Here is a 12,801-nt window from a genome sequence, read left to right on the forward strand (position 1 = left end):
AGGTCTCCGATGGGCAGGAAAAAGGGGAAGCGATCACTTTAGCCGCGGCGGCGGTCCGTGCATTTACCTACGTCAATCCCTGACGTCGGCGACCGGCTGGTGCCCGAAATCGGGCCGGTTGAGGTAGGCCAGCACGCGCGCGGCGGCCGCCTGCGGCGAGGCGAGCGCGCCGCGCTCCTTCATGCCGACGAAGTTGCCCAGGTCCGGGAACTGGCCGGGGTCGGCCGCGCGCAGCTGCACCTGCATGTCGGTGTCGATCACGCCCGGCGCCAGCGAGCACACCTTCGCGCCGTTGGGCCGCTCGGCCTCTTCCAGCGCGACGCAGCGGGTGAAGTGGTCCATGCCGGCCTTGGCGGCGCAGTAGGGCGCCTGCGCGGCCATGGCGCGGCGGCCGAGCCCGGAGGAGATGTTGAGGACCTTGCGGCGCGCTTTCCAGTCGGCCGTGGCCTTGAGGAAAGCGGCCGTCAGCAGCATCGGCGCTTCCAGGTCGACGCGCATCGATTCCGCCAGCTGCGCGAGGGGGATCTCGCCCAGCGGCGCGATGCGCGGGATGAGCCCCGCGTTGTTGATCAGCGTGACCGAGTCGAGCGAGCGGTGGTCGAAGTCGGTGAGCCAGCCTTCGAGCCGCGCCGCGGCCGTCTCGGCACGGCCGAGGTCCTGCGGCCACTGCTCGCAGCGCACGCCCTTGTCGCGCGCTCGTGCAGCGAGGTCGTCGTTCGTCTTGCGCGAGATGCACACGAGCGCATGGCCCGCGTCGACGAGTTGTTCGGCCATCGCGAGGCCCATGCCGCGCGAGGCGCCGGTGAGGATGGTGAGGTGTTTGGTCATGCGTTCACCACGATGGGAAATTCGGCGCGCAGGCCGTCGGCGCCGCGCTGGAAGGGGACGGTGAGGGCGGCGCGCGCGTCGGCGGGGAGGTTGCGCCACAGGAAGTCGCGCTCGTTGCCGGCGTCGCCTTCGACGTAGAGCTGCGTCGTCAGCAGCTCCCGGCCGCCCAGCTTCACTTTGAAGTGGATGTGGGGCGTGCGGCCCGAGTACTGAACGGGCTTGATCGTGCGGAAGCGGTACTTGCCGTCCGCGCCGACGTTGACCCGGCCGAAGCCCTGGAAGGCCGGGTCGGCGCGGCCGCCGTCGCCGGGGTGGTGGTAGTGGCCGGCTTCGTCGCACTGCCAGATCTCGACCGTGGCGCCGCCGACCGCCCGGCCCTGCGGGTCGAGCACCTGGCCTTCGACCCATGCGGGCTGGCCGCGGCCGTATTGCAGCTTGCCGTTGCGCAGGAGGTCGAAGTCGGAGTCCGCCGGCAGCGCGACGGGGTAGAACGGGCCCTCGGTCTGCGAGGGCGTCAGCTTGCGCGCGGCTTGGGCCCACGCGCCGCGCCAGAGCGCGGGCAGGGCGATGAGGGCGGCGGCCGCGCTGCGCCGCGCGAGGTTGGGCGGATGCATCGCCGCAGTTTAGCCCTCAGAAGGGAACGCTGCTTTCGAAACGCAGGGCTTCGCCGGTGGCGGGATGCGCGAATGCCAGCGCGGCGGCGTGCAGCATCAGCCGCGGCGCGGCGTGCTCCGGCGCGTAGAGCGCGTCGCCGAGGATCGGGTGCCCGATCGCGAGCATGTGCACGCGCAGCTGGTGCGAGCGGCCCGTCACCGGGTCGAGCGCCACGCGCGTCGTCGAACCCTCGCGCGCGAGCACGCGCCAGCGGGTGGCGCTCGGCTTGCCCCGCTCGGTGTCGACCTTCTGCCGGGGCCGGTTCGGCCAATCCACCGCCAGCGGCAGGTCCACCACGCCTTCGTCGCCCGGCATGGCACCGGCAACCACGGCGACATACCGCTTGTCGACTCGCCGCTCGGCGAACGCCATCGACAGCGCCCGCTGCATCGCCGCCCCGCGCCCCATCACGACGAGCCCGGACGTGGCCATGTCCAGCCGGTGCACGATCAGCGCGTCCGGCCACATGCGCTGCGCGCGCACCGACAGGCAGTCCTGCTTGTCCGCGCCCCGGCCCGGCACGGCCAGCATGCCCGCCGGCTTCTCCAGCACGAGCAGGTGCTCATCGACGTACACCAAGCCTTCCGATAATCCCAGCATGACCCTTCTTGCTTCCATCCCGTTTTCGCTGCAGACGGTGCTGCTGCTCGTCGCGTCCAACGTGTTCATGACGATGGCCTGGTACGGCCACCTGAAGAACCTCGCCACCGCGCCCTGGTACATCGCGGCGCTCGTGAGCTGGGGCATCGCGCTGGCCGAGTACCTGCTGCAGGTGCCGGCCAACCGCATCGGCTTCCAGCAGGCGCATTACACGGTCGGCCAGCTCAAGATCATGCAGGAAGTGATCACGCTCGCCGTGTTCGTGCCCTTCGCCGTGCTGTACCTCGAGGAGCCGCTCAAGCTGGATTACCTCTGGGCCGCGCTCTGTATGGTGGGCGCTGTCTATTTCATATTCCGCAACAGCTGACGAGGAAGCGGCAGTTACACTTCCGCGCATGCTGCTAGGAAAACTGCTCCCCCGCGAAGGCAACTTCTTCGAACTGTTCAACCAGCATGCGGACCGCATCGTGGAAGCAGCACGCGCGTTCTCGCACCTGGTGGCCAACTACAACGACCTTCACCTTCGCGAGCAGTACAACCGCGACGTGGACAACGCCGAGCGCGCGGCGGACCGGGTGACGCACGAGGTCAACCGCCTGATCCACAAGACCTTCATCACGCCCATCGACCGCGACCAGATCCACAAGCTGATCAACACGATGGACGACGTGGCCGACCTGATGCAGGACTCGGCCGAGACCATGGCGCTCTATGACGTGCGCGCGATGACCGAGGAGATCACCCGCCTGACGGACCTCTCCGTCAAGTGCTGCGAGCGCGTCAAGGAAGCCGTGGCCCTGATCGGCAAGCTGGGCGACCCCGGCTGCGCCGAGGCGGTGCTCAAGACCTGCGAGGAGATCGACCGCCTCGAGTCCGACGCCGACCGCGTGATGCGCTCGGCCATGAGCAAGCTGTTCCGCGAGCAGCCGGACGTGCTGGAGGTCATCAAGCTCAAGGCCATCTACGAGCTGCTGGAGAGCATCACGGACAAGTGCGAGGACGTGGCCAACGTGCTCGAAGGCATCGTCCTCGAGCACCACTGAAAGGCTGCTGATGCAAACGGTGCAGGTGGCCCTGTGGGTCGTCGTGATGCTGGTGGTCGTCGCGCTGCTGTTCGACTTCATGAACGGCTTCCACGACGCCGCCAATTCCATCGCGACGGTCGTTTCCACAGGCGTGCTCAAGCCGACGCAGGCGGTGCTGTTCGCCGCCTTCTTCAACGTGGTGGCCATCTTCATCTTCCACCTGAGCGTGGCGGCCACGGTGGGCAAGGGGATCGTGGAGCCCGGCGTGGTGGACACGCATGTGGTGTTCGGCGCGCTGGTGGGCGCGATCACGTGGAACGCGATCACGTGGTGGTACGGCATCCCCAGCAGCTCGTCGCATGCGCTGATCGGCGGCATCGTGGGCGCGGTCATCGCGAAGGGCGGGGCGTCGCACCTGGTCGCCACCGGCATCGGCAAGACGGTGCTGTTCATCTTCGTCTCGCCCCTGCTCGGCTTCCTGCTCGGCTCCCTGATGATGGTGGTGGTGGCGCACGTCTTCCGGCGCACGACGCCCGCGCGGGTGGACCGCTGGTTCCGTCGGCTGCAGCTCGTGTCCGCGGGCGCGTACAGCCTGGGCCACGGCGGCAACGACGCGCAGAAGACCATCGGCATCATCTGGATGCTGCTGATCGCCACCGGCTACGTCGCGCAGGGCGCCGCGCATCCGCCTTACTGGGTGGTGCTCGCCTGCTACGTCGCCATCGGCATCGGCACGATGTTCGGCGGCTGGCGCATCGTGCGAACGATGGGGCAGAAGATCACCAAGCTCAAGCCCGTGGGCGGCTTCTGCGCCGAGACGGGTGGGGCGCTCACGCTGTTCCTCGCCACGGCGCTGGGCATCCCGGTGTCGACCACGCACACGATCACGGGTGCGATCGTGGGCGTGGGCTCCACGCAGCGCGCCAGCGCCGTGCGCTGGGGCGTGGCGGGCAACATCGTGTGGGCGTGGATCTTCACGATCCCGGCCAGCGCGTTCGTCGCCGCCATCGCCTACTGGGTGTCGCTCCAGATCTTCTGAGCTAGACCGGCAGCTCCGGCGGGTTGGGGTGCAGGCGGGCCATGGAGAACGCGTCGACGAAACGCCCGTCCTTGATCGCGTACGCGCGGTGGCGGCCTTCCTCCACGAAGCCGAGGCTCTTGTAGAGCGCGATGGCCCGGTCGTTGTCCGCGTGCACCGTCAGCTCGATGCGCAGCACCGTGGTCCAGTTGTCGGCCCAGTCCAGCAGCCGCGACATGAGCGCGCGGCCCACGCCCTTGCCTTGCCACTGGGGCAGGATGCCGATGCCCAGCATGCGCACGTGCGCGCGGCGCATCGTGTTCGCGATGTTGTGCAGCCCCGCCGAACCGATGATGAGGCCGTCGTTCGCCACCGCGACGAGCCGACACGCACCGGGCTCGATCTTCTCGTGGTATTCCAGGCGCGATGCGACGGGCATGTCCGGCAGCTGCAGCAGGCCTTCAAACGTGCCGGGCGTGCCCAGCATCGCCGAGACGGCGCGCGCGTCGGAGGGCTCCTGGGCCCGGATGGTGAATTCGGCGTCGGCCTTGTGGGCGGCGCTGTCCATGGCGGTCTCCTGTATGAAGAGTGGCTGGACGAGCCAATCTAGCTGAACCGTTGCGCGCTGTGCATGCCGAACGCGCATGGAACGATGCGGTTACTGCCGACTATTGGGAAATGCGGCGTCCCTCTTCCACCTGGTACTCGAAGTAGCGCTGGAAGCTGAAGGCGATGCTCGCCATCAGCACACCCGCGCCGATCATGAGCGAGAGCACGATCGCGAAGATGGTGAACCAGCTGGTGCCGCCCGCATCGGCGTCCTCGGGCTGGCCGAACTTCGCGTTCCACTTCTCCCGCGTCATCAGGCCGTAGACGATGGCGGTGAGGCAGCAGCCCGCGATGGTGAACCCCAGCAACGGGATCAGCCACCAGCTCGCCACGTCGTCCTGCCCGAACTGCTGGACGCGCTCGATACCGTAGAGGCCGAGGGCCGTCGGAACCGGCAGCAGCCAGCCGAGGACGTCGCCGAAGCCGCGCAGGTAGAAGCGGTGCAGCCCGAGCGGGCCTCCGAGGAAGGCCAGCCAGGCGGCCAGCGTCTTGTTCTTCATTCCTTCGGCGGCTGGGTGTCACCCGCGCCAAGCGCTTTTTCCATCAGCACGATGTCCAGCCACTTCTCGAACTTCCAGCCGCAGGACTTGATGACGCCGGCGGGTGTGAAGCCGATGGCGCGGTGCACGCCGATGGAGCCGGCGTTGGCCGAATCGCCGATCACCGCGATGAGCTTGCGCACGCCGAGCGCCTCCGCCTGTTTCGCGAGCTCGGTGAGCAGCGCCTTGCCGTGGCCCTTGCCGCGGGAGTCGGGGTGCATGTAGATCGAGTCCTCGGCGGAGAACCGGTACGCGGGCCGGGGCTTGAACCACTGGCAGTAGGCGAAGCCCAGCAGTTGGCCGTCCTCCTCCGCGACGAGGTACGGCAGGCCCTTGCCGAGGACGTCGGCGCGGCGCGTGGCCATCTCGGCCTCGGTGGGCGGCGTGGTCTCGAACGTGCCTGTGCCATTGAGGACATGGTGGGCATAGATGGCCGTGATCTTCGGCACGTCGGCGTCTTTGCTGGGGCGGATCGTGAGCATTTGGAAAGAAGACGTTATAATCGCGGGCTCTGCAGAGTGGCGCCGGCCGGGTGGCCGTGTCGCGTGTCTCACACTTTTGCAATAAGGCCAGGACAACACCGTCCCGGTCGTGTCAGCCACCCGAAGGATAAATCAATGGTCGTCATCCGACTCTCGCGCGGCGGTTCCAAGCATCGCCCGTTCTTCAACATCGTCGTCGCCGACAAGCGCGTGCGCCGCGACGGCCGCTTCATCGAGCGCGTCGGCTTCTACAACCCCACCGCCAAGGAAGGCGAAGAGGGCCTGCGCCTCGCGCAGGACCGCCTGACCGAGTGGATCGGCAAGGGCGCCCAGCCCTCGCCCACCGTGGCGCGCCTGATGAAGCAAGCCGCCGCCAAGACGCCGGCCGCCGCCGCAGCGTAAGTCTCCCTGGCATGCTGCCCGGCCTCGAAGCCGCGGAATTGCCCGCGGATGCCATCGAAGTCGGGCGCATCGCCGATGCCTGGGGGATCAAGGGCTGGTTCAAGGTCCTCCCCCACAGCGCCGATCCCCAGGCGCTTTTTTCTTCCAGGCGCTGGTTCCTCCAGCCTCCCGAAAAAGCCGTGAAGCCCGCCTTCACCGGCACGGCGCTGCTGCGCATCGCCGAAGCGAAAGAGCATTCGGACAGCATCGTCGCGCGCGCGCACGAGGTCGACGACCGCAATGCGGCCGAGGCGCTCAAGGGCGCGCGCGTGTTCGTGGCGCGTTCCAGCTTCCCCACGGCCGGCGAGGACGAGTACTACTGGGTCGACCTGCTGGGGCTGGACGTCGTCAACCGCGAAGGCGCCGCGATGGGCCGCGTGAAGGACCTCCTGTCCACCGGCCCGCAGACCGTGCTGGTGCTCGAATACGAAGCGGGCGACAAGAAGCTGGAACGCATGATCCCCTTCGTGTCGGCGTACGTCGACACCGTCGACCTCGCCGCGAAGAAGATCACCGTCGATTGGCAGGCCGACTACACCTGAAGCAGCGCGTACGCGCTCACCGCCGTGACGGCCGCGGCGACCCCATAGCACCCGAACTTCACCGGCAGCGTCTTGTGGATGCCAACGTCGTGCAGGCTGCACAGGATGCGGTGCACCGCGTGCCATGCGAACAGCGACACCACGAAGAACAGGAAGCCCTTGCCGAGCCAGTTGTGCGCGAAGGCGTGCACGGTGGCGTAGTCCATGGCGCGCGGCGACACGACGAGGCCGCCGCCGGCTTCGACACCGGTCACGTATACCAGGGCCGGCCCCAGCAGCGCGGCGAGCATGCCGCCCGCGCCGAACAGCAGCCAGAAGATGGGCGAGTGCGAGCGCTTCATGGCAGCCACCTCGCAACCGCCAGCACGGCTAGCGTCACGACCACCGCGAGCCCTGTGCCAAAGCCCGTGATGGCCGCGGCCGAAACGCGCTTGCCGCCCAGGACCATCATCGGCATCGTCTTGGGCATGATCTCGAACCAGCTCGTGCAGTGCACGAGGAACGAGACGAAGAACACGAGGTGCATCACCAGCCCCGCGGGCGATTGCACCGCGCGCAGCCAGCCGTTGTACGCAAGCTCCCCCTGCGCGAGCCGCACCAGCCCCACGGCCAGCACGACCGCATACGCCAGCACGGCAAACGCCGTGAGTTCGCGCGCCATGTAGCGCACGAAGAAGGGGTCGCGCTTCCACCATCCCGCCATCGGCCTTACATAGCTCATGCCCGGCCCCCTTTCGGCGAGAGGAAGCGCAGGAAATAGTCCTTCGCGCTTTCCACCTTGTTCTGGTTGACCGCATTCGCCGGGTCGACGTGCTTGGGGCACACCTGCGAGCAATAGCCAACTGCGGTGCAGCTCCATACGCCCTCCTGCGCATTGAGCAGCGGCATGCGCTGCGCCCTGCCGCCGTCGCGCGAGTCGGCGTTGTAGCGGTGCAGCAGCGCGAGCACGCCGGGGCCGAGGAACTGCGGGTCCAGCCCGAACTGCGGGCAGGCCGCGTAGCACAGCATGCAGTTGATGCAGGAGCTGAACTGCTCGATCTGCTCCAGCTGGTGCGGCGTCTGCAGGTACTCGCCTTGCTCCAGCGAGCGCGGCTCCTTGGGGATGATGTACGGCTGGATGCTTTCGAGCTTCTTCACGAACGGCTCGACATCCACCACGAGGTCCTTCTCGATCGGCAGGTGCGCGAGCGGCTCGATGCGCACCGGGCCGGGCAGCAGGTCTCGCACGAAGGTCTGGCACGACAGCTCTGGCTTGCCGTTGACCATCATCCCGCAGCTGCCGCAGATGGCCATGCGGCACGACCAGCGAAACGCCAGCGAGCCGTCCAGTTCGTCCTTGATGAACTGCAGCGCCTGCAGCACCGACATGTCCTCGGTGAAGGGCACCGCGTAGCTTTGCCACACGGGCTTCTCGTCCTCTTCCGGCCGATAGCGCAGGACCTGCACTTCGACGATGCGCGCCGGCGTCTCACGCATGGGCGGCCTCCTTCGCTTTGCGTTCGGCGTCCGCCTGTTCGCCGGCGGCGCCATAGACGCGCTTGCCGGGTGGCGAGCGCGTGATCTTCACTTCCGAGTAGGTGATGCGGGGCGCATCGGCACCGGCATACGTGGCCAGCGAGTGCTTCAGGTAATTCACGTCGTCGCGTTCGGTGAACCCGTCCAGCCGCTGGTGCGAACCGCGCGACTCGCGCCGCTCCAGCGCCGAGTGCGCCATCGCCTGCGCCACGTCGAGCTGGTAGCCCAGCTCGATGGCGAGCAGCCACTCGGTGTTCCACGCCTTCGAAGTGTCGTCCAGGCGCACGTTGCGCACGCGCTCCTTCAATTCGGCGAGCTTCTCGCAGGCGGCCTGCATGCTGTCCGCGCTGCGGTAGATGCCGCAGCCGTCTTCCATCGCCTGCGCCATCTCGCGGCGCAGCGTGGCGATGCGTTCGGTGCCGTCGCGCGCGGTGACGAGCGACTGCGCGCGCTCGCGGGCGGCTTCGGCCTGGGCGAGGGCGCGCGCAGTGTCGATCACCGGCGCGGACTTCGCGTTCATCGCCGCCTGCTCGCCCGCAACCTTGCCGAACACCAGCAGTTCCGTGAGCGAGTTCGAGCCGAGCCGGTTCGCGCCGTGGATGCCGACGCTGGAGCATTCGCCCGCGGAGTAGAGGCCCTGCAGCGGCGCCGCGGTGCTGCCGTCGGCCAGGATGCCGCCCATCGTGTAGTGCACGGCGGGCAGCACGGGGATCGGCTCCTTCGCCGGATCGACGCCGAGGTATTCGACAGCCAGCTCGTAGATCTGCGGCAGCCGCTCGCGCAGCCGCGCCTCGCCGAGGTGGCGCAGGTCCAGGTGCACGACTTCGCCGTGCCGCGTCGTGACCGTGCGGCCCTTCTGCTTCTCGTGCCAGTAGGCCTGGCTGAGCCGGTCGCGCGGGCCGAGCTCCATGAACTTGTTGCGCGGCTTTGCTTCCGCGGGGCCGAGGCCGTAGTCCTGCAGGTAGCGGTAGCCGTCCTTGTTCAACATGAAACCGCCTTCGCCCCGGCATGCCTCGGTGAAGAGCAGCCCCGTGCCGGGCATGCAGGTGGGGTGGTACTGCACGAACTCCATGTCGCGCAGCGGCACGCCGTGCCTGTACGCCAGCGCCATGCCGTCGCCCGTGACGATGCCGCCGTTGGTGTTCTCGCGGAACACGCGGCCCGCGCCGCCGGTGGCGATGATGACGCTGGGCGCCTGAACCAGCGTGAACTCGCCGGTGGAGATGTCGATGGCGACGACGCCCTGCACCCGCCCGTCTTCCACGACCAGGTCCACGCAGAAGTGCTCGTCGAAGCGCTGGATCTGCGGGTACTTGATCGAGGTCTGGAACAGCGTGTGCAGCATGTGGAAGCCGGTCTTGTCGGCGGCGAACCACGTGCGCTCGATCTTCATGCCGCCGAACGCGCGCACGTTGACGTGCCCGTCGTCCCTGCGGCTCCAGGGGCAGCCCCAGTGCTCCATCTGGACCATCTCGCGGTGCGCCTGGCCGACGAAGTAGTCCACGACGTCCTGTTCGCACAGCCAGTCGCCGCCGGCCACGGTGTCGTGGAAGTGCGCGTCGAGGCTGTCGTGCGCCTGCGTCACCGCCGCCGCGCCGCCTTCGGCCGCAACGGTGTGGCTGCGCATGGGGTAGACCTTGGAGACCAGTGCCACCTTGAGTTTCGGGTCGGCCTCGGCCACGGCGATGGCGGCCCTCAGGCCCGCGCCGCCCGCGCCGACGATGGCGACGTCCGCATGGAAGGTCTGCATCATTTCACCAGCACCAGTTTCTGGTAGAGGCCGCCGAAATACGTGTGCTTGGACCGCAGCTCGACGCGCGCACCGGCAGGCAGGAACTCGCTCACCTCGTGCGCCCACAGGTCGCTGGCGAACGGCTCCAGCTTGCGGAAGATGCCGGTCATCAGCAGCTTGAGCGGGTGCCAGGGGCGCGGGCGGTGGTAGTCGACGACGACGATGCGGCCGCCCGGCCTGAGGACGCGCACCGCTTCGGCGAGCGTCGCGCGGCGCACGGCCTCGGGCTGTTCGTGCAGCAGGAAGAACAGGAGCACCTGGTCGTAGCTCGCATCGGGGCACGCGAGCGCGGCGGAGTCCCCGTGCAGCAGCGCCACGCGCTGGTCGCGGGGCAGCTTGGCGGCGAGGTTGCGCAGCTGGATCGGCAGGATGTCGACGACGTCGAGGCTCGCGTCGGGCGCGAGGCGCTCGCGCAGCTTCGGCGTGAGGTTGCCGTAGACGCAGGCCACCTGCAGCGTGCGGCCTTCGACGGCCGCGCCGAGGTCCGCCAGCGCCGCATCGCGCAGCCGCGCGTAGTTGCCGAACAGGATGAGGTTGACCAGCCATTCGCGCTCGAAGGTGCTGACGGCATTGGGGTGGACATAGGCCCACCAGTACGTCTGGTCGAGGTACTGGGGGACCCCGAGGGCGGGCGCGGGCAGCGCGGCATCGAACGGCGGCGGGGGCGACATGCACGCTCCTCCTTGGTGTGATGGGCTGAATCTATGCGGCGGGTTCCCCGGCCCTCTTGCGAAAGATCAATGCGACTACGATTGATGCCGTGCGCTTCGACGTCGTCACGCTGTTCCCCGAGCTCTTCGAGCCCTTCCTCAAGGCGGGCGTGACGCGCCGCGCCTACGAGACGGGCCAGGTCGAGGTGAAGCTGTGGAACCTGCGCGACTTCGCGCAGGGCAACTACCGGCGCGTGGACGACCGCCCTTTCGGCGGCGGCCCGGGCATGGTGATGATGGCCGAGCCGCTGGCGCGCTGCCTCGAAACGATCCGCGCGGAGCGCCTTGCACCGGTGGTGCTGTTCTCTCCGGTCGGGCGGCGCATCGACCACGGCGAGGTGGAGCGCTGGGCCGGCGGGCAGGGCGCCATCCTGCTGTGCGGCCGCTACGAGGGCATCGACCAGCGTTTCATCGACAAGTACGTGGATGTGCAGCTCAGCCTGGGCGATTTCGTGCTGTCCGGCGGTGAAATCGCGGCGATGGCGCTGCTCGATGCCGTGGCGCGGCTGCAGCCCGGCGTGCTCAACGACGAGGGCAGCCACCAAGAAGATAGTTTTAACCCGGCGCTGGACGGGCTGCTCGATTGCCCGCACTACACGCGGCCGGAGGAGTGGGAGGGCATGGCGGCCCCACCCGAGCTGCTCTCCGGCCATCACGCCCAGATCGAGCGCTGGCGCCGCGACCGCCGGCTGGAGATCACGGCCGCCCGCCGGCCGGAGTTGATCGAGGCAGCCCGCGCTGCGGGGCGGCTTTCCAAGGCGGACGAGGCGTTTCTGGCTGGATTGCTATAATCCCGGGTTCCCTGATCCTCTGCACGGCAACATAACGAGAAAACACGCCAAGTGCGCGTTTTCGAACTTCATCCCGAAGCGCGTGCACGATCACACGAAGCCATGAACCTCATCCAGACCCTCGAGCAAGAGGAAATCGCCCGCCTGGGCAAGAAAGTCCCCGAATTCGCCCCCGGCGACACCGTCATCGTCTCGGTGAACGTCGTCGAAGGCAACCGCAAGCGCGTGCAGGCCTACGAAGGCGTCGTGATCGCCAAGCGCAACCGCGGCCTGAACAGCGCCTTCACGGTGCGCAAGATCTCCAGCGGCGAAGGCGTCGAGCGGACGTTCCAGACCTACAGCCCCCTGATCGCCGGCATCGAAGTCAAGCGCCGCGGCGACGTGCGCCGCGCCAAGCTGTACTTCCTGCGCGAGCGCTCCGGCAAGTCGGCCCGCATCAAGGAAAAGCTGGCCCACCACAACAAGGCGGCCGCCACCGAATAAGCGGCACGAGCTGCCCGTTCAACAACCGCCGCCGGCGCCTGTCGCCCGCGGCGGTTTGTTTTTCCAAGCATGACACCGATCGACCCTTCCGTCCCGTCCGATACGCCCCTGTCGAAGCTGCCCAACTTCGACCCCAAGGCCGTGCCGGTGATCGGCGTCGATTCGCACCTGCCGCCGGTACCGCTGGACTTGCTGGCGGCGCCCGCGCTGCGCACGCGCTTCGCGCAGCCACCCGCGTGGGAGCCGGAGATCTACCGCGAGAAGCGCTTCGTGGACCGCCCGCCCGCGCCCGCCTCCGTGCTCGTGCCCATCGTGCAGCGCGAGCGGCCGATGCTGCTGCTGACCGAGCGCACGTCGCACCTGTCGACGCATTCGGGGCAGATCGCCTTCCCGGGCGGCAAGCGCGACGACACCGACGTCGATGCGGCGCACACCGCGCTGCGCGAGGCGCAGGAGGAGATCGGCCTCGAGCGCGAAGCCGCGGAGGTGATCGGCCAGATGCCCACCTACACCACCGGCACCGGCTTCATCATCACGCCCGTGTTCGCGCTCGTGGACCCCGGCTACCGCCTCACGCTCAACGAGCATGAAGTGGCCGATGCGTTCGAGGTGCCGCTGGACTTCCTGATGAACCCGGCCAACCACCGGCGCCATGCCGTCGAGTGGGCCAATGCGCGACGCGAGTGGTTCTCCATGCCCTACGAAGACCGTTTCATCTGGGGCGCAACAGCGGCGATGCTGCGCAACTTCTACCGCTTCCTCTCTGCATAAA

At 68.2% G+C, this 12,801-nt stretch carries 19 protein-coding genes; 8 read left to right on the forward strand and 11 right to left on the reverse strand.

Annotated elements, in window-relative coordinates; translation table 11 throughout:
• Positions 1–72 precede the first annotated feature (72 nt).
• From H8R02_RS16195 to H8R02_RS16205, 3 genes are read right to left on the reverse strand one after another with little or no spacing between them, the layout of a single operon-like run.
• The gene (locus tag H8R02_RS16195) at positions 73–828 is read right to left on the reverse strand and encodes an SDR family NAD(P)-dependent oxidoreductase (protein WP_187082471.1); all 756 of its coding nucleotides are present in this window, start codon (positions 826–828) and stop codon (positions 73–75) included.
• A complete protein-coding gene (locus H8R02_RS16200; protein WP_187082472.1) occupies positions 825–1,442 on the reverse strand; it encodes a dioxygenase family protein in 618 nt (205 codons plus the stop codon). The genes H8R02_RS16195 and H8R02_RS16200 overlap by 4 nt, the downstream gene beginning before the upstream one ends.
• 16 nt (positions 1,443–1,458) lie before the next feature.
• Positions 1,459–2,082 carry an RluA family pseudouridine synthase gene (locus H8R02_RS16205; protein WP_187082473.1) on the reverse strand — a complete coding sequence of 208 codons (624 nt, stop codon included), beginning with the start codon at positions 2,080–2,082 and terminating at the stop codon, positions 1,459–1,461.
• Here H8R02_RS16205 and H8R02_RS16210 point away from each other — a divergent pair.
• From H8R02_RS16210 to H8R02_RS16220, 3 genes are read left to right on the forward strand one after another with little or no spacing between them, the layout of a single operon-like run.
• Positions 2,081–2,449, forward strand: coding sequence for a DMT family protein (locus H8R02_RS16210; RefSeq protein ID WP_187082474.1), 369 nt, complete (start codon positions 2,081–2,083; stop codon positions 2,447–2,449). The genes H8R02_RS16205 and H8R02_RS16210 overlap by 2 nt on opposite strands.
• A gap of 28 nt (positions 2,450–2,477) precedes the next feature.
• The gene (locus H8R02_RS16215; protein WP_187082475.1) at positions 2,478–3,125 is read left to right on the forward strand and encodes a DUF47 domain-containing protein; all 648 of its coding nucleotides are present in this window, start codon (positions 2,478–2,480) and stop codon (positions 3,123–3,125) included.
• Between the two features lie 10 nt (positions 3,126–3,135).
• The gene (locus H8R02_RS16220; RefSeq protein ID WP_187082476.1) at positions 3,136–4,146 is read left to right on the forward strand and encodes an inorganic phosphate transporter; all 1,011 of its coding nucleotides are present in this window, start codon (positions 3,136–3,138) and stop codon (positions 4,144–4,146) included.
• 1 nt (position 4,147) lies between these two features.
• Here the strand turns inward: H8R02_RS16220 and H8R02_RS16225 are convergent, their stop codons facing one another.
• The 3 genes from H8R02_RS16225 to H8R02_RS16235 all read right to left on the reverse strand — a co-directional run bounded on the left by H8R02_RS16225 (position 4,148) and on the right by H8R02_RS16235 (position 5,755).
• Complete coding sequence (locus tag H8R02_RS16225; protein WP_187082477.1) at positions 4,148–4,693, reverse strand: GNAT family N-acetyltransferase; 546 nt, start codon at positions 4,691–4,693, stop codon at positions 4,148–4,150.
• A 100-nt stretch (positions 4,694–4,793) separates the two neighbouring features.
• Positions 4,794–5,234 carry a TM2 domain-containing protein gene (locus H8R02_RS16230; protein WP_187082478.1) on the reverse strand — a complete coding sequence of 147 codons (441 nt, stop codon included), beginning with the start codon at positions 5,232–5,234 and terminating at the stop codon, positions 4,794–4,796.
• A complete protein-coding gene (locus H8R02_RS16235) occupies positions 5,231–5,755 on the reverse strand; it encodes a GNAT family N-acetyltransferase (protein ID WP_187082479.1) in 525 nt (174 codons plus the stop codon). The genes H8R02_RS16230 and H8R02_RS16235 overlap by 4 nt, the downstream gene beginning before the upstream one ends.
• Before the next feature lie 135 nt (positions 5,756–5,890).
• Here H8R02_RS16235 and rpsP point away from each other — a divergent pair, with 135 nt between their 5' ends.
• Both rpsP and rimM read left to right on the forward strand, forming a co-directional pair.
• Entirely contained in the window at positions 5,891–6,157 is a 267-nt protein-coding gene (gene rpsP / locus H8R02_RS16240; protein WP_187082480.1) for a 30S ribosomal protein S16, read from the forward strand.
• An 11-nt stretch (positions 6,158–6,168) separates the two neighbouring features.
• Positions 6,169–6,738 (forward strand): ribosome maturation factor RimM, encoded by a 570-nt coding sequence (rimM, locus tag H8R02_RS16245; protein ID WP_187082481.1) that lies wholly within the window; start codon positions 6,169–6,171, stop codon positions 6,736–6,738.
• Here the strand turns inward: rimM and frdD are convergent.
• From frdD to rquA, 5 genes are read right to left on the reverse strand one after another with little or no spacing between them, the layout of a single operon-like run.
• Positions 6,729–7,079 carry a fumarate reductase subunit FrdD gene (gene frdD / locus H8R02_RS16250; protein WP_187082482.1) on the reverse strand — a complete coding sequence of 117 codons (351 nt, stop codon included), beginning with the start codon at positions 7,077–7,079 and terminating at the stop codon, positions 6,729–6,731. The genes rimM and frdD overlap by 10 nt on opposite strands.
• Positions 7,076–7,459, reverse strand: coding sequence for a succinate dehydrogenase/fumarate reductase transmembrane subunit (locus H8R02_RS16255; RefSeq protein ID WP_187082483.1), 384 nt, complete (start codon positions 7,457–7,459; stop codon positions 7,076–7,078). Before H8R02_RS16255 ends, frdD begins: the two co-directional genes overlap by 4 nt.
• Complete coding sequence (locus tag H8R02_RS16260) at positions 7,456–8,214, reverse strand: succinate dehydrogenase/fumarate reductase iron-sulfur subunit (RefSeq protein WP_187082484.1); 759 nt, start codon at positions 8,212–8,214, stop codon at positions 7,456–7,458. The genes H8R02_RS16255 and H8R02_RS16260 overlap by 4 nt, the downstream gene beginning before the upstream one ends.
• Positions 8,207–10,006: a fumarate reductase (quinol) flavoprotein subunit gene (frdA, locus tag H8R02_RS16265; RefSeq protein ID WP_255429365.1), complete on the reverse strand. Its 1,800-nt coding sequence runs from the start codon at positions 10,004–10,006 to the stop codon at positions 8,207–8,209. The genes H8R02_RS16260 and frdA overlap by 8 nt, the downstream gene beginning before the upstream one ends.
• Complete coding sequence (gene rquA / locus H8R02_RS16270; protein WP_187082485.1) at positions 10,003–10,716, reverse strand: rhodoquinone biosynthesis methyltransferase RquA; 714 nt, start codon at positions 10,714–10,716, stop codon at positions 10,003–10,005. The genes frdA and rquA overlap by 4 nt, the downstream gene beginning before the upstream one ends.
• An 89-nt stretch (positions 10,717–10,805) precedes the next feature.
• On the opposite strand from rquA, the gene trmD reads away from it, so the two are divergent.
• The 3 genes from trmD (at position 10,806) to H8R02_RS16285 (ending at position 12,800) form a co-directional block, all read left to right on the forward strand.
• On the forward strand, positions 10,806–11,546 hold the full coding sequence (gene trmD / locus H8R02_RS16275) for a tRNA (guanosine(37)-N1)-methyltransferase TrmD (RefSeq protein ID WP_187082486.1): 741 nt from the start codon (positions 10,806–10,808) through the stop codon (positions 11,544–11,546).
• 102 nt (positions 11,547–11,648) lie between these two features.
• On the forward strand, positions 11,649–12,029 hold the full coding sequence (rplS, locus tag H8R02_RS16280) for a 50S ribosomal protein L19 (protein ID WP_187082487.1): 381 nt from the start codon (positions 11,649–11,651) through the stop codon (positions 12,027–12,029).
• 69 nt (positions 12,030–12,098) lie between these two features.
• The gene (locus H8R02_RS16285) at positions 12,099–12,800 is read left to right on the forward strand and encodes a CoA pyrophosphatase (RefSeq protein ID WP_187082488.1); all 702 of its coding nucleotides are present in this window, start codon (positions 12,099–12,101) and stop codon (positions 12,798–12,800) included.
• The last annotated feature ends 1 nt before the right edge of the window (position 12,801 follow it).

It is taken from the genome of Ramlibacter albus, assembly GCF_014297445.1.
GTDB classification, from domain to species: domain Bacteria; phylum Pseudomonadota; class Gammaproteobacteria; order Burkholderiales; family Burkholderiaceae_C; genus Ramlibacter; species Ramlibacter albus.